Here is an 18,248-nt window from a genome sequence, read left to right as displayed (position 1 = left end):
GTGGTCGAAAAGCTAGTGAACGAATGCTAGATTACATTGTCTCTTCAATGTTTTATCTTCGGCCGAACAATCCCAACGAAAGGAAGTGATTGTCCGGTATGATTGAGATGTACGATGTCTGGAAAACTTATCCTAACGGTGCAGAAGCTTTGCGCGGCATTAACGTCAAAATAGAAAAAGGGGAATTCGTTTACGTGGTTGGGCCGTCAGGTGCGGGCAAGTCAACGTTTATCAAGTTGATGTACCGTGAAGAGAAGCCAACCAAGGGAACGATTTTTGTTAATAATTTTAATGTGGAAATGGTGAAAGAAAAAAAGATTCCGCTCTTGCGCAGGCAGATCGGTGTCGTCTTTCAGGATTTTAAATTGTTGCCCAAATTAACCGCATATGAGAATGTGGCGTTTGCACTCGAAGTGATTGAAACCCCGCGCAAGAAACTGAAAGGTCGCGTTCAAGAAGTATTGGAGATGGTAGGATTGGGAGATAAGTTGGACGCGTTGCCCAACCAACTCTCCGGAGGCGAACAACAGCGGGTGGCGATCGCTCGGGCGCTTGTGAATCGCCCTGCCGTGATCATTGCGGACGAGCCGACGGGGAATTTGGATCCGGATACCTCTTGGGAGATCATGTATCTTTTTGATCAAATCAATTCGAGAGGTACAACGGTCGTCATGGCTACCCATAACAAAGATATCGTCAACAAGATGAAACGTCGTGTCATTGCTATCGAGAACGGTCAGATTGTGCGTGACGAACGACGGGGGGTGTACGGCTATGAAGATTAGTACGTTCCGGCGCCATCTGCGTGAAGGGGTACGAAATTTGGGGCGTAATGGTTGGATGACATTCGCCTCTGTATCGGCGGTGACCGTGACACTGCTTATACTAGGTGTTTTTCTGGTCATGGCATTAAACCTGCAATCGTTTGTGAAAGATGTGGAAAATCAAGTAGAAATGAACGTGATGATCAAAGACGGCACGCAGAGAAGCCAGATCGACACCCTGGAGAAACAGATTCAAGCGATGCCCGGCGTTAAATCGGTGAGGTTTGTTTCCAAGGAAGAAGGACTGACCAATCTCAAACAGCGTCTCAAGGAAGACGGCAGTGCCCTTAACGGTTTGGAGATGCAAAATCCATTGCCGGACAAGATTGTTGTACAAACGGTCGATCCCAAACAGACGCCTGTTTTGGCGGAAAAGATTTGGACTTTACCGAATGTGGATAAAGTGGATTACGCAAAACAGACGGTGGAGAAGCTGTTTCAAGTCACAAAAGTGGTACGGAATGTGGGAGTGGCGTTTATCATCGGTTTGATGTTTACCGCCATGTTCCTGATTTCCAATACGATCAAGATCACCATTTTCGCAAGACGTCGGGAAATTGAGATCATGAAGCTGGTGGGAGCTACCAACTGGTTTATTCGTTGGCCTTTTCTTGTGGAAGGCGTCTTGATGGGCGTGATCGGGGCGATCATCCCGATTGTGCTCATAGCGATCGGATATTACTACGTTGTCCATGCGGAGAGTCTTTATATCTTCCGCTTGCTGTCGTTTCACCCGTTGATTTTCAATGTCAGTGCCGTCATGTTGATGATCGGTGCGTTGATCGGCATGTGGGGAAGCGTCATCTCGATGCGTCGTTTCTTGCGCGTGTAAAGTAAAAACATACTCGATCCCCGCTTGTCATATACTCGTGGTAAAAGGGACAAAGGTGGTGCTTTTATGTACATCCGAGGTCGAACCCTGCTGCTCTCGGTGTTATCGACCCTTGTACTCAGCAGTGCGTTGACAGTTTCTGTGCTTCGTTGGCAGAGGGTCGACTTTGCGGGTGCCGATGCACAAAGTGGGCTGTTAAGTCGTGATTCGTCGGAGTTCGCGAAGCTGATGGAGACCTATAAGACATTAAAAGATCGGTATTATACGCAAGTCGATGACCGCAAGCTGATCGACGGTGCGATCGCCGGAATGATCAATGCGCTCGATGATCCCTTTTCCACTTATATGGATAAGGAAACGGCCGCCCAATTTCAAGAGTCGCTTTCCTCTTCTTTTGAAGGAATCGGCGCGGAAATCAAATCGGAAGACGGGAAAGTGACGATCGTTGCCCCATATAAAAATTCCCCGGCAGAGAAGGCCGGATTGCGTCCAGGGGATCAGATCCGCAAAGCGGACGGAAAAGTCCTCGACGGTATGGATTTGAATCAGGCGGTTTTGTTAATCCGCGGAAAGAAAGGTACAAAAGTCAACCTGGAAATCACGCGTCCCGGATCAAACGATGTTTTAAAAGTCACGGTGGTTCGCGACGAGATTCCGCTGGAAACCGTGTATTCGGACATGTTGCCGGGAGGAATCGGCAAGATCCAAATCACTTCATTCGCCGAAAAGACGGCCGACCGGTTCAAGGAGGAATTATCCAAGCTGGAATCGCAAGGAATGAAAGGGTTGATCATCGACCTGCGCAACGACCCGGGCGGGCTGTTAAATTCGGTTGTCGATATCGCCAACCAACTGATCCCCGATAAAAAAGTGATTCTGCAGGTCGAGTATCGTGACGGTAAGAAGGAGGTATACCGTTCTTCTCTTGACAAAGGCAAGGTTCCGATCGTTGTCCTGATCGACGGGGGCTCGGCGTCCGCGGCCGAGATTCTTGCGGCGGCGCTGAAGGAATCAGGCGGCTATCCGTTAGTCGGCGAGAAATCGTTTGGTAAAGGAACCGTACAAACGACGCAGGCGTTTGATGACGGCTCGAACTTCAAATTCACGATGGCCAAATGGCTCACCCCGAATGGGAATTGGATACACAAAAAAGGTCTCGAGCCTGATTATCCGGTATCCTTGCCCGCATATGCAAAACTGCCTCCTTTGAATCCGGACACCGAGTTGAAGAAAGAAATGAATGATCCGCAGGTCAAAGTTCTTCAACAATTTCTTGAAGGATTAGGGTTCGCTCCGGGGCGGGATGACGGTTATTTCAATGAACAAACGGAAGAAGCGGTCAAGGTATTCCAGAAGATCAAAGGTCTTCCGGTTACAGGGATCGTCCAAGGGGATACGAGCCGGACGATCAATGATGCGGTGCGTGCAAAAATCAGGGCAAACGATCCTCAATTGCAAAAAGCAATCGATGTAATGCGGAACATGATTCAATAGCAGGAAATTTGGGACTTTATGTCGAATTTTTACCTCAAGGTGGACTTTTGCCCCTTGGGGTTGTTTTTATTTGCGCCTGCGGCAAATGAATGTTCAAAAAGAGGACAAATAGGACCGAGCATTTCGAGGCGCGGCAGGCCCTATTTTCCGGACTTTTTGAACAACCTCTATAAGAAAAGGGGGACAAGCATGACCATTACAGCGTATGCATGGGAGTTGCTGCATGGATATGTGGGAAATGTGGGTTCTCCTCTGTTCTATGTCGCACTTCTTCTCGTTTTTTTTCAATATCGCAGGCAGAATCGATTGGAACGGCAAATGTTTGGTCTGCGGGTGACTTCCCCTCTGGAGCAAACGGTTTTGTCATTCATTTATGGAGTGGTTGCCGGTGCGATCGTCACCGTCTTGTTATCATTGCTAGGCGTCGTTTTGAATCCCAGGGATTTTACATATATCTGGACAGTCGCGTTGTTGTTGTCGCTTTTCAATGTGCGGTACATATGTTTTGCTTATGCGGGGGGACTGCTTTCACTCCTCTCTTTGCTTTTGCATACGCTCCCCCCTCTATCTTTCACCATGCCGTTTATCGATGCGATCTACCATGATCTGCTCGCACTTCAGGTACCGCATGTTCTTTCACTGGTAGCTGTTTTGCATTTGATTGAAGCGGCACTCGTCCGGTTGCAGGGAGGAGAAAGAAATACCCCCGTTTTTGTCATCGGTAAACGCGGCCGCTTGGTGGGAGGATTTGCTTTGCAGAAATTTTGGGTTCTCCCTATGGCCGCTGTCGTCTTGACAGGTACATCTACGTCTTTACACCCACCCCCATGGTGGGGGATTCTGCCTTTGTCTGTGTTGTCCGGCTTGGAAATCATACCGATCCCTGCGGTGCTCGGCTACTCGGGAGTGGCTGTAGCGCACGAACCGCGGACGAAGGCGAAACGCACCTCTCGTGCGATCGGTTTATACTCTGTATGTTTGCTTCTGCTCGTGATCGGCAGTTCCTACGCGCAAGGCTTCATCTGGCTTGCTGCTGTCTTCGCCCCCCTCGCACATGAAATGCTCGTATTATGGGATCGGGCGGATGAGCGGAATCGCACGCCTCTCTATGTTCACCCGGAGCGTGGACTGCGGATCCTGGAAGTATTGCCGGATAGTCCTGCAAACGAGATGGGATTGCGTTCCGGAGAATCGATCGTGAAGGTCAACGGTATGGAAGTGAATACCAAGTATGACATGCATGTTGCTATCGACCGGAATCCTGCGTTTGTGAAGCTGGAGGTCGCCGATATGCGCGGGGAAATCCGGTTGGTCCAAAAACCTCTCTATGAAGGGGAGCGTTATGCGCTGGGTGTCATTCTGGTTCCGGATGAGGAAAGCGATCATTACGTTCGGATCGAGTCCATACCTTTATGGAGAGCGATCTGGAAGAAAAGGCATGAAACATCCGTATGAACAAGGGTCTAAAAGAATCGCTTGAAGTTGCAGGAGGAACTTATGGATATAACAACGCTAGTCGGTTTAATTGTGGGGGTTGCCACACTGGTTTTGGGTTTCACTTTGGAGGGCGGACAAATTCAATCCTTGTTTCAGTTGACGGCTGCTCTCATCGTATTCGGAGGCACGATCGGCGCGGTCGTCGCGGGTCTCCCGTTAGAGCAATTGAAAGAAGTTCCAAAGATCATTGCGATCGCGTTCACACAGAGAAAAAAGGATCCGCTTACCGTGATCGAGGATATGGTTCAGTTGGCGATGATAGCGAGACGTGAAGGGATTCTCGCGCTTGAAGAAAAAATTGAGAGTTATGATGACGAGTTTTTCAAAAACGGGATTCGGTATGTCGTGGATGGAACGGAACCCGATCTGGTGCGCAGTATTCTGGAAACGGAATTGTCATATCTTGAAGCGCGCCATGCTCAAGGGATCGCCGTGTTTGAAGCTGCCGGCGGTTTTGCACCGACGATGGGGATCATCGGGACAGTCATGGGGCTTGTCCAAGTATTAGGCAGCTTATCCAATGTGGGAGAACTTGGGCCGAAGATTGCCTTGGCTTTCATTGCCACATTATACGGCGTGGCTTCTGCGAACGTCATCTACTTGCCTATTGCCAATAAACTGCGAGTACGTTCCAAGGAAGAAGTTTTGATTCGCGAACTGATGATTGAGGGGATTCTATCGATACAAGCGGGAGAGAATCCGATGATTTTGGAGCAAAAGTTGAAAGCATTCCTCTCCCCAAGAATGCGCGAAGCCAAACCCGAGGTGAAACAGGCGGATGTCGAGACGGCGTAGACGTGAAGAAAAGCATGCTAACCATGAGCGATGGCTGATCACATATTCGGATTTGATTACTCTTTTGATGATTTTCTTTGTCGTAATGTATGCGAGTTCGCAAATCGATGTTGCCAAATTCAAGTCTTTGTCCGTCTCGTTAAGTCAAGCGTTGATGAGCAAGAGCATGATCGATTTAAACGGAGGCGCAGTCGGAGGGCTGGACACGGGTGCTCCCCGTCAGGACAGGGGAGATACGCCGCAGAACGTCGTGACAGATGAAGAAATGCAGAAAAAGGCGGAACGACTGAAACAATTGGATGCAGAAGAGAAGAAATTGGAAGATCTTAAAAAGAAATTGCAGGAATATGTCGAGAAGAACGGATTACAGAACAAGGTCTTTCTAAACCAAACAGATGAAAGCGTACAGATCACCTTCCGTGATGTCGCTCTCTTTGATACGGGAGAGGCGAATTTGAAAGCGGAAGCGAAGAAAACATTAAGTGATATCGCTCCCTTTTTCAAAGGGATTACAAACAAGATCACGATTGAAGGCCATACCGACAATCGTCCGATTCATACGGAACAATTTCCGTCCAACTGGGAACTTTCGTCCGCTCGTGCGTTAACCGTCCTTCACTACTTGGAGGACCAAGGAATTCAACCCAATCGGATGTCTGCAACCGCGTACGGAGAATTTCAGCCGGTCGCCCCGAATGATACGGAGGAAAATCAAAGCAAAAACCGCAGGGTGAATATCGTGGTGCACCGTTTGCCGATAGAGAATAACGCTTCTGCAAAATGAATGGATTTTCATTCATCCGATACGAAACAATACAACTCATGTTCAAAGTTTTTTCATAGAGAGTATCTCCTCTGGTATTTAGGGATAAGGGTACAGCTTGCCACCCAGGATGCTAACAGGAGGTACTCTTCTTTTTCAATGTGAATCATTGTTCCTTACAAGAATACTCTTGTAATTACGAACCATAGCCAAGCTGTATTACGGGGAAATTGGTCTTTCTGTTGGAGCTGTAATTTCAATTGTTTAACATATCTACCTTTACACTCCTAACTTTACAAAAAGGTAGGGGTGATTATTTTTAGATACACTTTTTCATCACCCGAGCGCTAAAATGAAAAATAAGGTGATGATATGTTAACAAAAGATATGATTCATGATCTTCTTTTGCGTGTTGTTATGCTGAAATCACTGAGCTTGTCTGATCCTTTGCATACAGTGATCGAAGATGAGATCCTTGAAATCAGAAGACGTTTAATGGAACAAGGAATCGAGCTTGCGGATCACGATACTTTATTCCATGATGTTCGTGTGAAATACTTAGAAAACGGGGAAATGAAGGAAGCCCACTACAACAAAGTCATATTGGATGCGGAAGCGAAAGCGGAGTTACGATACCGATTCATGAGGTTGAAACATGGAAGAGAAACAAATCGGACTCTGCCCTTCAGAGTTCCGTCGGACGACGACATATAACCAGGACGAAAAATCAAAAAGCAAAAGGTGGAGATGGGGAAGGGGCCTCATACGATCTAGAAAAATATGGAGTTTGGCGGGCATATGCTTGGCGTTCATGCTCCGTGGAGGTCGTCTCGCTTGGAATATATTTAATTGTTGCGAGACGACCTCCAAAGTCGCTGTTTCACACCAAGCATATGCCCCTTTAACGTTCAAAAGGAAGCGAGACGACCTTCCACTCACCTCTGCGCCGCAAAGCGATACGACCCACACAAAAGCTACTCCGTTGTTTGTGGAAGCTTTATATTGAAGGTGACTGTTTCCAGCTTCTATTGAGTCAACCAGTAAGGAATAGTAAAACGGAAGGTTGGTTTAGTTATGTAGATTTATCATAGGATCAATCCTTTTTCAATCGTGCTGCTAAGAGGTTTCCCACCGTTTGCAACCCTTGAACAAGTATGATTAAGAGAGCCACTGTTACATACATGACATCCACTTCGTAGCGGAGAAAACCGAACCGGTACGCCAGGTCACCCAGTCCTCCCGCACCGACTAACCCGGCCATAGCGGTGGCCCCAATTAACCCGATCGTTGCGATGGTTAAACCGAGTACAATGGATGGACGCGCCTCCCGGATCATGACATGCCAGATAATCTTTCCCGTAGAGATACCCATCGCCTCAAATGCTTCAAGCACACCGCGATCCACTTCGAGCAACGCCGTTTCCATCAGGCGGGCGATATAGGGCGCCGTGTAAACCACCAACGGTACGATAGCCCCCTTAATACCGATGCTTGTACCCACAAGAAATTTCGTAAAAGGCAAAATGAAAAACAATAAAATAATGAACGGGATGGATCGAATCATGTTAATGATTACATTTAAAACTTGATAGATCCACCGATTTTCAAAACGGGCTCCCGGACGAGTCAATACCAGCAGAATACCCAGAGGCAAGCCGATCAATATAGAAATAGAAAGCGAAATTCCAGCCATTTGAAAAGTTTGAATGGATGCTTCCCAAATGGAGTTCCCCCATAAATCAAGAAATTCGTTGATTTTTAAAGTCATGAACATTCACTCCTTCTACCCTTACGCCCCGTTGTTCCAGGAATTGGACAGCTTTCTTTGTTTCTTCTGCGTTGCCTTGCAGATGTACGATCAATTTGCCGTAGGGTTCGTTTTTTAATTGGATGACATTGCCGGATAGAATGTTCGGGTATACATCAAATTTTTTGCTCACTAAAGCGAGAGCCGGTTCACCGGAAGAGGTGTCGGTAAACGATAAGGTCACGATCGGACCAGAGCTTTTTAATTCATTCACCAAGCTTTTAGGCAGAGGTTGATGAAACAGGCTGTTTACAAATTTCTTGGTCGTTTCGTGCTTTGGTGCTGTAAATATTTGCGACAGACTCCCTGTTTCAACGATTTCTCCGTTCTCCATGACGGCAACCCGATCGCAAATCCGCTGAACCACATTCATCTCGTGGGTGATTAATAGAATCGTAATCCCCAACACATCATTAATTTTTAAAAGCAGGTCGAGAATCGTCTCTGTCGTCTCCGGATCCAGTGCGCTCGTAGCCTCATCACTTAAGAGCACTTCCGGTTCGAGTGCCAGTGCCCGGGCTATGGCAACCCGTTGTTTTTGCCCGCCGGATAGTTGAGAAGGATACGAATCATGTCGATCCTGCAAACCGACAATTGCCAAATATTTTTCTACACGTTTGTGTATCTCACTTTTTGGAACACCAGCCAGTCGAAACGGGATGGCGATATTATCGTAAACAGTTGCCGTTTTTAACAGGTTGAAGCCCTGAAAAATCATTCCGATCTTTTTTCTCATTTCTTTCAGCTTTCCGGAGTTAAGGGCGGTTAACTCCACACCGTTAACCGTTACCCTGCCTCCCGTTGGTCGTTCGAGTAAGTTGACACAGCGGATCAGCGTGCTTTTGCCTGCGCCACTGTATCCGATCACTCCGAAAATTTCACCCTTATTCACCTGGAGAGAAACGTTTTTCAACGCATCCACTTTTCCTTTTTTTGTATAAAAAGTTTTGGACACATTTGACAGTTGAATCACTCTCTCCACTCCTTTCATTTTCTTTGATTCTTACCAGGACGGAATCACAGATCCCTTGAATTGCTTTTCGATAAACGCTTTGACTTCTGGCGAATGATAAGCTTTTTCAAGTTTCTTAATGACCGGATCATTTTTGTTTTCCGTACGGACAGCCACCAAGTTCACATAGGGTGAATCTTTACCTTCCATAAAAATGGCATCTCGAGAAGGCAAGAAACCATGCTCGATGGCAAAGTTCGTGTTGATCGCGGCAGCTGTCAGTTCATCTAACTGACGCGGAATTTGGGATGCTTCCAGTTCCACAAACTGCACATTTTTCGGATTTTCCACAATATTCTTTGGCGTCAAATGATTTCCTGTGTTATCCTGTTTCATCTTAATGACTCCCGCTTTTTCGAATAATTGGAGGGCTCGCTCTTCGTTCACAGGATCGTTTGGAACACCGAGTTTCGCTCCATTAGGTATATCCTTGATATTCTTAATCTTGTTAGAATAGATCCCCATTGGGAATGTCACGGTATTAAACACATCAACAAGATCGAGATGTCGGTCTTTCTTAAACTGCTCGAGATAGGGCTTTGTTTGGAAGCTGTTTGCGTCCAATTCTTTTTCCGATAGAGCGATGTTGGGCATTACATAATCATTAAACACTTTGATTTCTATATCCAGCCCATCTTTCTTTGCCACTTCTTTTACTTTTTCCATAATTTGTTCATGCGGTCCCGCAGTCACCCCAATCACCAGTTTGTTATCACTAAGCTTATTTGACTCTCCGCTCGACTGTTGACCGCAACCTGATAAAAAAGATGTAAGAATCATCGCGATAGATAGAAATAGTTTCCCTTTTTTCATGTTGAAAATCCCCCTTATCTTTTTGCATGTTGAAATATGATCTCTTCAAGTTCGTTTATAGCCTCTATCAGATCAGATTCATTGTAAGACTCGTCCATATAATGGATCGATTCTCCCTTTGCGAGCGTATATTGTGCAATCAACTGTATGCAGTTTTGATCACCAGGGTGAATCCCCAAATCTTTCAGACAGTATGGAAGATGAATCAATTTATAAAAGTCCACTAATCGGTTGATTTCAGTAAATTTTTTTTCGAGAGCCAGTTGTACCAGAATGCCGTATGCCACCTTTTCACCGTGCAACAAGTGATGTGTCTCATAAATATGTGTAAGCGCATTATGGACAGAATGAGCGCCGGCAATTCTGCCATATTTGTCACCAAACCCTCCTACCATTCCGCCAATCATCACAATGCTTTCAACCACTCGAAGGAACGCAGGGTTTAACGTTTTTCGTTGCGCTGCCTGTATAGCCTCAAAGCCGTCTTTCAATAAAACATCTTTACATAATTCTGCGGATTTAATTGCCATTTGTACGGCCATCGGTTTGTTCGTTAATGTTCTCGTTAAAGCCTCCGCCTCGTACCACTTGGCAAGTGTATCGCCAATTCCTGCACGCAATGTTGAAAGAGGCGCATTCAATAAAATCTCAGGCTCTACCAGAACAAGCAGAGTTCCTTTCGGAAAAACATCAAACCGGATATACTGTCCTTCATCGTTATATATGACGCTAAGCGGTGTCCATGCTGCACATGTGGAGGCGAGGGTGGGAATCAAAATAGCCGGAAGACCGGACCGGTTTGCCACCGATTTTGCCAGATCCAATACTTTGCCACCACCTACGCCAATGACGACGTGTGACTTAAACTCTTCTGCTTTGTTTGTCAACCGATTTATTTCACTGTCAGAGCACTCGCCATGATACTTTTCTATCCAAAATTCAAAATTGGTCTTGTGCGGGAAATAAGATTTAGAAGCTTCCCAGGACTTTTCTCCGGTTATTAGCAAACCTTTTTGAAATCGGTATGTATTTAATAACCGATCGATTTGTTCTAAAATGCCCGGTTGACAAATATAGCTGTCAGGTCCCGATCTAACTGTAATCATCAATAATCATCCCTCCTTTGAAATGAAAAACGCCTCCTGAAAGATTCAGAGAGGCGTTAACTCGTAACTCCTACTCTCTTATCTTTCAAAACATTACGTTTTGCAGGAATTAGCACCTGACCGTATCATTCACGGTTGGTTGCCGGGTTTCATCGGGCCAGTCCCTCCACCACTCTGGATAAGAGAATCCGTAATATTCATAGTAACCATATTGAATTATTATGGATTATATATCCATGTTCATTTATCGTCAAGTGTTTTTATAAATGGAATGGGATACGGATCGGTACGGGAAGTGATAAGATAATTTTTTCAAAGGAAAAATATTACTCTCTGTCTAATATAAGATGTATCGATCATACACAAAAAGGGAGATGAGTTTTCATGTTCGATAAAATCATCAAAGATATTTTTCTTGGAGATCGTACAATTACCATAAAGAAAGATCGCAAAGATCAACGGATCGCTCAAATAACCGGTCCAGACATTCACCTAGAAATGAGGGTCAAGGGAAATCAGCTGCAGATCAGAATTCCTACTCATCAATTAGGATGGAATAGCATTTCATTTGAACATTTGTCAAAAGTATTCGATGAATTAGGATGTTCGGGAGAAATCGCAAAATATATCGGGCGATAGAAATGATTCGCTTTTCTAGGTATCGAAGAATAGGTACCTACATCAAAAATATGGGGTTGAGGGAGCATCCAGTGAAGAAGTACAGATTTAAAATACCGCTATGGAAATTGAGCTTACGCACGATCGATTTGCTTGATGAAGATGGGAATAAGGTTGGTGAGATGCAGCGGTATTTCAAATATAAGTGGCATTGGTTCATCGATTTAATATTCGATCATCTAATTTTCAATGTACAAGCTAGGGATATCCATGGAAAAACGCGTATTGATATTATGGAATTATTCAACTTCAAATCTTTAATTAGGGATAAATGGAGACTGGAAATTACAGATGAAGCCGGAAGGGTAAAGACATCCGAAATCAATAACAAGACTGTAATCAAGACAAATGAGCGGATTGTATATGAAGGTCTCAATCATAAGATCATGGTCATGCGAGATATCGGAGAAAAGATCGTCCGTTTCACGGATATGGAGACAAAGCAAATCTTGGCGACTGCTTCCTATGAAAGTATTACGAAGTTTACGAGCATAGACGTAACCATTTTCAATGAATCGTTAACGATCTATGAGGTCGCATGCATTTACTTATTGTTGAGAGTTAAGCATTGAGGTAGCGAAGGGATATGCATATAGAGATGAATCACGCAAAGTAAGGCGATTTTTAAATGAAATCAATGGGCGTGAGATTATCAAAAACAGAATCGTAACTTCCACCTGGTGTAAGAGAGAAGCGGTCATTTGATGACAGCGTTGATACATACGGAGGGGATAGACCAACCTTGGCATTTGAATCCCCTCCTCACAATTATCACATTTTTATGAATTATTTATTGCAATTACAAACCAATTTCATAATTTGGTACGCAAAACCCATAGCTCAGGGAAGAAACGTTGATCGAGAACTTTTTTGAGATAATTCACCCCTGATGAACCGCCTGTTCCCATCTTGAAACCGATGATTCGCTCAACGGTTTTCATATGGCGAAAACGCCACTGTTGCAGCCAGTCTTCTATATCGACCAATTTCTCCGCTAATTCATAGAGATCCCAGTACGTTTCGACATCCCGATAGACTGTAAGCCAGGCTGCTTCTACACTGGGATCCGCTTCGTAAGGTTGGGTATAATCTCTATGCAGTACACGTGGATGAATTTCAAATCCTGCTTTTGACAGTGCTTGTATCGATACGTCGTATAGACTGGGTGCATGCAATGCTTCGTTTAACCGATCGTATAATTCCTGGTCTTTTTTGTAAATTTCAAGGATATGATGGGTTTTATATCCTAATGCAAACTCGATCATCCTGTATTGGTAAGATTGAAATCCGGATGCTTGCCCCAATTTGTCGCGAAACTCCATATATTCGGTAGGTGTCAGCGTGGATAGAACATCCCAAGACTCAATGATTTGCGATTGAATTTTGGAGACCCGGGCCAGCATTTTAAAAGCGGCAGAAAGATTACCTTTCTGGATCGAATCAGTCGCGGCTTTTATCTCATGCAAAATTAATTTCATCCAAAGTTCGCTTACTTGATGGATGATGATAAAGAGCATTTCATCATGGTGACCGGATAACCGTTTTTGGCTGGATAAGATTTTGTCCAGGCACAAGTATTCACCATACGTCATTCGGTTCTGAAAATCGGTATGAATTCCTTTTTCTTCAAACCATTTTTCTTTCGCATGCAGATGGTTTTCCGTCATAGAGATTCTCCTTTTTCGGTTTTCGCAATCATGGTATGTTCATTCTTTTGTTGAAATGGGTTTTAGCACAGCGCGCACCGGACTGGCATCCGCTTCTTCGAGTGCCAACGGCAGAGCAATCAGTTCATACATACCCGGTTCTACATGGTGAAGCATAAGATTTTCTAAAATATGAATCCCGTGTTTGAACAGCGCATGATGGGCGGGCAGTTCCTTACTATCAAGAGGATCTACAGACGGGACATCAACACCGATCAACCGCACTCCTTTTTCTTGAAGAAACGGTGCGATATCCGCTCGTAAACTTGTAATCGTCTCCGGGAATCGATGAGGATTCGAAGACGAAGAAGTCCGGAGGAGCAGTCGGCTTACACCTTCCAAATCATAAGCGGAAAGTTCTTTTGCCCCAATGCTGTCATAGTTTGATACGTCAATGACTCGCGCAGGCCCAATATAAATATGAATATCTAAATCAAGTACCTTACGGCCTTCATGATCAAAGTGAAACGGAGCATCAATATGAGTCCCTGTGTGCGTGCTCATTGTCAACTTTCCGATATTAACGGAACCGCTATGTTCTTTCGTACAGGAGAGCTCAAACGAGAATGGCGTGTCACCGGGCCAAACGGCAATATTTTTGTTTAAAGGTTGCGAAATATCAAACCACTCCATGTTGTCCTCCTCTTAAGCTTTTTAAGCCACAACATCTCTAGTATTTTCAAATTTTTTATATTGATCAGTTTCCATGATTTCTCTAATAATTCTCACCGCATTCCAAACATCCTCGTACGTATTGTAGAGAGGCACTGGGGCTAGACGAATGCCGTTCGGTGCACGGAAATCCGGAATCACTCCGTTTGCTTTTAAAGCTTTGCAAATCCGTGCCGCTTCCTCATGCTCTAAAAAGATGTGACCGCCACGCCGATGATCTTCAAGCGGATTTCCTACGGTAAATCCATATTTTCCTAATTCGTGTGAGATCAGAAACATCATATAGCGTGTAAGTTGAAGAGATTTTTGACGTAAGCGATCGATGCCTGCATCTGCGAAGATTTCTAAAGAACCGATTAAAGGAGCGATACTTAACAGATGTGGCGTACCGAGTTGAAAAGCGCCAGCGTTTTCGGCTGGAGTCAGTGTATGTTCCATGTCAAATTGTTTGTCCTTGCGGGACCCAAACCAACCTGTGAGCCCAGGTGTACGGTTAAAATGTTTTTTGTTGATGTATAAACCGGCTACGCTTCCCGGACCGGCGTTCAAATATTTATAATTGCACCAGACAGCGAAATCCACTCCCCATTCATCGAATGCATGCGGGATGGAGCCGATGGAATGACAACAATCAAAACCGATAAGAATATGGCGTTTGTGAGCTTCCTCTGTCAAACGTTTCATATCCAGGATTTGTCCACTACGGTACAGGACACTCGGCAAAAGGATCAAAGCGATTTCATCGGTCATCGCAGAAATCATATCTTCTTCCTCGAGTATGCGGCCGTCACGACTTTTAACCCGAACGAGATGTTCCTCCGGATCATACCCTTTTAGTTTGAGTTGGCTTTGTAAGGCGTAAATATCTGTAGGAAAAGTCAATTCATCGGCGAGAATTTTCGTCCGCTTGCCTTTGGGTTCGTAAAAAGTCGCAACGACTTGATGAATGTTCACTGTCGTGGAACCGGTTACAATCACTTCTTCAGGCAAAGCTCCGATTAAAGGAGCGGTCATTTTCCCTAATCGCTCAGACAAATAAAACCACGGATATTTGCCCTCCATCCACCCGTTAATCCCAAACTGCTTCCATGACTCGAGTACATCAAGCAGTGATTTTTCAGCTCTTCTGGAAAGCAATCCGAGTGAGTTTCCATCCAAATAAATCGTTCCCTCCTTTATATAAAATTCATCCCGAAATGATGATAATTCATCCTGCTTATCTAATCGAAGAGCACATTCATAAGAAGGATCAAAGATTTGGTCACTCATTTGGTTACCACCTTCAAGAATTTTCAGTCAGATAGTTGTGCCTGAATTTACTGTACTTTAAACATGACATGATGTCAATGACACGATGTCATTGACATCATGTCATACATTCTTCTACAATAAGCAAACAATGAATGATAAGATTTTAATAGTTCAAAGGAATGAACGGAAATGGACAAGACAAGGGATCGACTATCGTCAAGAAATTTAAAGTCCCTCCAAACGAGAAACAAGCTGTTGGCGGCTGGACGTGAAGTCTTTATAGAATACGGTTTTCAAAAAGCGACGATTTCCGAAATCATAAAAAAAGCCCATACAGGATACGGTACAGCGTATGTACACTTTAAAAATAAAGATGATATTTTAATTGAATTGATGGAAGATGTGATGAATCGATTTTATGAGATTGCTGAATTGCCTTTCGAGCCAAAATCAAGACAAGAAGCTTACAGATTGATCGAGAAACAGGTTGGTTTATTCTTGGAAATGGCAAATAAAGAACGTCCGATGATGCGGGTCATTGAAGAAGCCATCCGACTTTCCGACGATGTCCGCAAGAATTGGCAAGCAATTCGTGAGCGCTTTATACAACGGATAGCACAAGATGTCGCCTATTCTCAAAAAAGCGGCTTGGCCCGAACAGATGTTGACAACTATCTGATCGCTCGGGGTTGGTTTTATGCCAATGAGATGTACTTGTGGGAAATCGTGAGGAACGAACATCGATTTTCTATAAAAGATATTGTTCATAATCTTACAGCGATGTATACCGGGGGACTTTATATTTGAAAACCCCGCTTATCACTCCGAAGTTTTCCTTTTGCCAATCGGTGATTTTCAAAAGAGACAAAGCCTGGAAGCGTTCCGGGCATTTTTTATTATGATACAATTATAGAGTGACTGATTTTACGCTATGATGAAATTTATATGATCCGTTGAATGAAAGGTGGGGAGATGCGTATGTCGAAACGGCCAGGTTCTTTTGAGCTGGTATCAGACTATGCCCCGCGAGGAGACCAACCCAAAGCGATTGAACAATTGGTCGAAGGAATACAACGAGGAGATAAACATCAGATTCTGTTAGGGGTTACCGGTTCGGGAAAAACATTTACCATGGCCAACATCATTGCGAAAGTGAACAAACCGACATTGGTGCTGGCGCATAATAAAACATTGGCGGCACAACTCTGTGCGGAATTCAAGGAATTTTTCCCGAACAATGCGGTCGAGTATTTTGTGTCGTATTATGATTATTATCAACCGGAAGCGTACATTCCTTCGAGCGATACGTATATCGAGAAAGATGCAAAGATCAACGACGAGATCGATAAGTTGCGCCATTCGGCGACATCTGCTTTGTTGGAACGAAATGACGTATTGATCGTCGCATCCGTTTCCGCGATCTACGGTTTGGGTAGTCCCACCGAATATAAGAAACATGTGTTGTCGATACGTGTCGGCGATGAGAAACCAAGGGATATGATTCTTCGCAGGCTCGTCGACATGCAATATGAACGAAACGATATCAATTTTACCCGGGGAACATTTCGTGTGCGCGGAGATGTCGTGGAGATTTTCCCCGCTTCCCGTTCGGAACGGGCGTTTCGTGTGGAACTATTCGGTGATGAAGTGGATCGAATCACTGAAATCGATGTGGTGACGGGCGAAATCGTCGGTCTGCGCGATCATATCGCCGTGTTTCCGGCTTCCCACTTCGTCACATCGGGCGACAAGATGAAGCGGGCGATCGAATCGATTCGCCTTGAATTGGAGGAACGTTTAAAGGAATTAAGGGATGCGGGAAAACTGTTGGAAGCCCAACGTTTGGAACAGAGAACCAATTATGATATTGAAATGATGCAAGAAATCGGCTTTTGTTCAGGGATTGAGAACTATTCGCGTCATCTCGAAGGACGTCCAGCCGGTTCTACGCCCAACACGTTATTTGATTATTTTCCTGATGACTTTCTCTTGTTCATCGATGAATCGCATGTGTCCATTCCACAGATCGGAGGGATGTACAACGGAGACCGTGCACGGAAATTGACCTTGATTGAACACGGTTTTCGTTTGCCATCCGCTGCCGATAACCGCCCGCTCAAGTTTGAGGAATTCGAGAAAAAGATCCATCAAGTGATCTATGTCTCGGCAACACCGGGACCTTATGAATTGGAACATGCCTCCCAGGTGGTCGAACAAATTATCCGTCCGACAGGTCTCGTCGATCCGGTCATCGAAGTCCGGCCTGTCAAAGGTCAGATCGATGATCTGGTGGGTGAAATCAATAAACGGATCAAGAAAGATGAACGTGTACTTGTCACCACTCTGACGAAAAAAATGGCGGAGGATTTAACCGATTATTTAAAAGAGCTGGGTATCAAAGTCCGTTATCTTCACTCCGACATTAAAACTTTGGAGAGGATGCAAATCCTGCGAGATCTGCGTCTCGGTGTGTTCGATGTTCTGGTGGGGATTAACTTGCTGAGGGAAGGATTGGATCTGCCTGAAGTTTCTCTCGTGGCGATCTTGGACGCGGATAAAGAAGGATTCCTGCGGGCGGAACGTTCGCTCATACAGACGATCGGGAGAGCGGCACGCAACGCGGAAGGGTATGTGATCATGTATGCGGATACGATCACCCGTTCCATGCAGGTTGCTATCGATGAAACGAACCGACGCCGTGCCATTCAGATGGAGTATAATAAGAAGCACGGAATCACGCCGCAAACCGTTCGCAAAGCGGTTCGTGATGTGATTGAAGCGACTCGCGTGGCGGAAGATAAAACCGATTACGTGACGGAGAAGAAGATTGACAAGATGACAAAAGAAGAGCGCAAAGAACTGATTAACCGTTTGGAAAAAGAAATGAAAGAGGCGGCAAAAGCGCTGCAATTTGAGAGAGCCGCCGAATTGCGCGATATCATCATCGAACTATCCGCGTCATAATCAAGGACTTCGACATATTTCCGGGGAAATGTAG

The 18,248-nt window shown here is 44.9% G+C and carries 18 protein-coding genes and 1 riboswitch; of the genes, 11 read left to right on the top strand and 7 right to left on the bottom strand.

Annotation, left to right across the window (positions count from 1 at the left end):
* The first annotated feature begins 98 nt into the window (after positions 1-98).
* The 7 genes from ftsE to DNHGIG_RS04620 all read left to right on the top strand — a co-directional run bounded on the left by ftsE (position 99) and on the right by DNHGIG_RS04620 (position 6,919).
* Positions 99-785: a cell division ATP-binding protein FtsE gene (ftsE, locus tag DNHGIG_RS04650; RefSeq protein ID WP_282198568.1), complete on the top strand. Its 687-nt coding sequence runs from the start codon at positions 99-101 to the stop codon at positions 783-785.
* Positions 775-1,656 (top strand): permease-like cell division protein FtsX, encoded by an 882-nt coding sequence (gene ftsX / locus DNHGIG_RS04645; RefSeq protein ID WP_282198567.1) that lies wholly within the window; start codon positions 775-777, stop codon positions 1,654-1,656. The genes ftsE and ftsX overlap by 11 nt, the downstream gene beginning before the upstream one ends.
* A gap of 66 nt (positions 1,657-1,722) precedes the next feature.
* Positions 1,723-3,150 (top strand): S41 family peptidase, encoded by a 1,428-nt coding sequence (locus DNHGIG_RS04640; protein WP_282198566.1) that lies wholly within the window; start codon positions 1,723-1,725, stop codon positions 3,148-3,150.
* A 189-nt stretch (positions 3,151-3,339) separates the two neighbouring features.
* A complete protein-coding gene (locus tag DNHGIG_RS04635; protein ID WP_282198565.1) occupies positions 3,340-4,605 on the top strand; it encodes a PDZ domain-containing protein in 1,266 nt (421 codons plus the stop codon).
* Between the two features lie 42 nt (positions 4,606-4,647).
* Positions 4,648-5,442, top strand: a complete 795-nt coding sequence (locus tag DNHGIG_RS04630) for a flagellar motor protein (RefSeq protein ID WP_282198564.1) — start codon at positions 4,648-4,650, stop codon at positions 5,440-5,442.
* Entirely contained in the window at positions 5,426-6,226 is an 801-nt protein-coding gene (locus DNHGIG_RS04625; protein WP_282198563.1) for an OmpA family protein, read from the top strand. The genes DNHGIG_RS04630 and DNHGIG_RS04625 overlap by 17 nt, the downstream gene beginning before the upstream one ends.
* 351 nt (positions 6,227-6,577) lie before the next feature.
* Positions 6,578-6,919, top strand: a complete 342-nt coding sequence (locus DNHGIG_RS04620) for a hypothetical protein (protein ID WP_282198562.1) — start codon at positions 6,578-6,580, stop codon at positions 6,917-6,919.
* Between the two features lie 379 nt (positions 6,920-7,298).
* Here DNHGIG_RS04620 and DNHGIG_RS04615 read toward each other — a convergent pair whose 3' ends face one another.
* The 4 genes from DNHGIG_RS04615 to DNHGIG_RS04600 are packed head-to-tail and all read right to left on the bottom strand — an operon-like array spanning position 7,299 to position 10,943.
* Positions 7,299-7,973 carry a methionine ABC transporter permease gene (locus DNHGIG_RS04615; protein ID WP_282198561.1) on the bottom strand — a complete coding sequence of 225 codons (675 nt, stop codon included), beginning with the start codon at positions 7,971-7,973 and terminating at the stop codon, positions 7,299-7,301.
* Positions 7,945-8,985, bottom strand: a complete 1,041-nt coding sequence (locus DNHGIG_RS04610) for a methionine ABC transporter ATP-binding protein (protein ID WP_282198560.1) — start codon at positions 8,983-8,985, stop codon at positions 7,945-7,947. Before DNHGIG_RS04610 ends, DNHGIG_RS04615 begins: the two co-directional genes overlap by 29 nt.
* Before the next feature lie 30 nt (positions 8,986-9,015).
* Positions 9,016-9,837, bottom strand: coding sequence for a MetQ/NlpA family ABC transporter substrate-binding protein (locus DNHGIG_RS04605; protein WP_439647725.1), 822 nt, complete (start codon positions 9,835-9,837; stop codon positions 9,016-9,018).
* A gap of 14 nt (positions 9,838-9,851) precedes the next feature.
* Positions 9,852-10,943 carry an iron-containing alcohol dehydrogenase family protein gene (locus tag DNHGIG_RS04600; RefSeq protein ID WP_282198559.1) on the bottom strand — a complete coding sequence of 364 codons (1,092 nt, stop codon included), beginning with the start codon at positions 10,941-10,943 and terminating at the stop codon, positions 9,852-9,854.
* Between the two features lie 75 nt (positions 10,944-11,018).
* Positions 11,019-11,128, bottom strand: a riboswitch (SAM riboswitch).
* Between the two features lie 199 nt (positions 11,129-11,327).
* Between DNHGIG_RS04600 and DNHGIG_RS04595 the strand changes: the two genes are divergently transcribed.
* Together DNHGIG_RS04595 and DNHGIG_RS04590 are read left to right on the top strand one after the other, a co-directional pair.
* The gene (locus DNHGIG_RS04595) at positions 11,328-11,582 is read left to right on the top strand and encodes a hypothetical protein (protein WP_282198558.1); all 255 of its coding nucleotides are present in this window, start codon (positions 11,328-11,330) and stop codon (positions 11,580-11,582) included.
* Positions 11,583-11,653: 71 nt separating this feature from the next.
* A complete protein-coding gene (locus DNHGIG_RS04590) occupies positions 11,654-12,193 on the top strand; it encodes a tubby C-terminal domain-like protein (protein ID WP_282198557.1) in 540 nt (179 codons plus the stop codon).
* A gap of 240 nt (positions 12,194-12,433) precedes the next feature.
* Here DNHGIG_RS04590 and kynA read toward each other — a convergent pair whose 3' ends face one another.
* Genes kynA through kynU form a run of 3 tightly spaced genes read right to left on the bottom strand, consistent with a single transcriptional unit; the run spans position 12,434 to position 15,268 of the window.
* A complete protein-coding gene (gene kynA, locus DNHGIG_RS04585) occupies positions 12,434-13,288 on the bottom strand; it encodes a tryptophan 2,3-dioxygenase (protein ID WP_282198556.1) in 855 nt (284 codons plus the stop codon).
* Positions 13,289-13,327: 39 nt separating this feature from the next.
* Entirely contained in the window at positions 13,328-13,960 is a 633-nt protein-coding gene (gene kynB / locus DNHGIG_RS04580) for an arylformamidase (protein ID WP_282198555.1), read from the bottom strand.
* Between the two features lie 21 nt (positions 13,961-13,981).
* The gene (kynU, locus tag DNHGIG_RS04575) at positions 13,982-15,268 is read right to left on the bottom strand and encodes a kynureninase (RefSeq protein WP_282198554.1); all 1,287 of its coding nucleotides are present in this window, start codon (positions 15,266-15,268) and stop codon (positions 13,982-13,984) included.
* Positions 15,269-15,439: 171 nt separating this feature from the next.
* Between kynU and DNHGIG_RS04570 the strand changes: the two genes are divergently transcribed.
* The gene (locus DNHGIG_RS04570; RefSeq protein ID WP_282198553.1) at positions 15,440-16,057 is read left to right on the top strand and encodes a TetR/AcrR family transcriptional regulator; all 618 of its coding nucleotides are present in this window, start codon (positions 15,440-15,442) and stop codon (positions 16,055-16,057) included.
* 171 nt (positions 16,058-16,228) lie between these two features.
* Positions 16,229-18,214: an excinuclease ABC subunit UvrB gene (gene uvrB / locus DNHGIG_RS04565; protein ID WP_282198552.1), complete on the top strand. Its 1,986-nt coding sequence runs from the start codon at positions 16,229-16,231 to the stop codon at positions 18,212-18,214.
* Positions 18,215-18,248 lie beyond the last annotated feature (34 nt).

This window comes from Collibacillus ludicampi (assembly GCF_023705585.1).
Classification (GTDB): Bacteria; Bacillota; Bacilli; order Tumebacillales; family BOQE01; genus Collibacillus; species Collibacillus ludicampi.
Note: the sequence above shows the minus strand (reverse complement) of the source record. Positions and strands in the feature narration are given on the sequence as shown.

Bases quoted from the DNA above. Each gene is read 5' to 3' on its own strand.
- DNHGIG_RS04625 (WP_282198563.1), top strand. From the start codon at position 5,426: ATGTCGAGACGGCGTAGACGTGAAGAAAAGCATGCTAACCATGAGCGA.
- kynA (WP_282198556.1), bottom strand. From the start codon at position 13,288: ATGACGGAAAACCATCTGCATGCGAAAGAAAAATGGTTTGAAGAAAAA.
- DNHGIG_RS04630 (WP_282198564.1), top strand. From the start codon at position 4,648: ATGGATATAACAACGCTAGTCGGTTTAATTGTGGGGGTTGCCACACTG.
- DNHGIG_RS04635 (WP_282198565.1), top strand. From the start codon at position 3,340: ATGACCATTACAGCGTATGCATGGGAGTTGCTGCATGGATATGTGGGA.
- kynU (WP_282198554.1), bottom strand. From the start codon at position 15,268: ATGAGTGACCAAATCTTTGATCCTTCTTATGAATGTGCTCTTCGATTA.
- DNHGIG_RS04640 (WP_282198566.1), top strand. From the start codon at position 1,723: ATGTACATCCGAGGTCGAACCCTGCTGCTCTCGGTGTTATCGACCCTT.
- DNHGIG_RS04595 (WP_282198558.1), top strand. From the start codon at position 11,328: ATGTTCGATAAAATCATCAAAGATATTTTTCTTGGAGATCGTACAATT.
- kynB (WP_282198555.1), bottom strand. From the start codon at position 13,960: ATGGAGTGGTTTGATATTTCGCAACCTTTAAACAAAAATATTGCCGTT.
- DNHGIG_RS04600 (WP_282198559.1), bottom strand. From the start codon at position 10,943: ATGATTACAGTTAGATCGGGACCTGACAGCTATATTTGTCAACCGGGC.
- DNHGIG_RS04620 (WP_282198562.1), top strand. From the start codon at position 6,578: ATGTTAACAAAAGATATGATTCATGATCTTCTTTTGCGTGTTGTTATG.
- DNHGIG_RS04605 (WP_439647725.1), bottom strand. From the start codon at position 9,837: ATGAAAAAAGGGAAACTATTTCTATCTATCGCGATGATTCTTACATCT.
- DNHGIG_RS04570 (WP_282198553.1), top strand. From the start codon at position 15,440: ATGGACAAGACAAGGGATCGACTATCGTCAAGAAATTTAAAGTCCCTC.
- ftsX (WP_282198567.1), top strand. From the start codon at position 775: ATGAAGATTAGTACGTTCCGGCGCCATCTGCGTGAAGGGGTACGAAAT.
- uvrB (WP_282198552.1), top strand. From the start codon at position 16,229: ATGTCGAAACGGCCAGGTTCTTTTGAGCTGGTATCAGACTATGCCCCG.
- ftsE (WP_282198568.1), top strand. From the start codon at position 99: ATGATTGAGATGTACGATGTCTGGAAAACTTATCCTAACGGTGCAGAA.
- DNHGIG_RS04615 (WP_282198561.1), bottom strand. From the start codon at position 7,973: ATGACTTTAAAAATCAACGAATTTCTTGATTTATGGGGGAACTCCATT.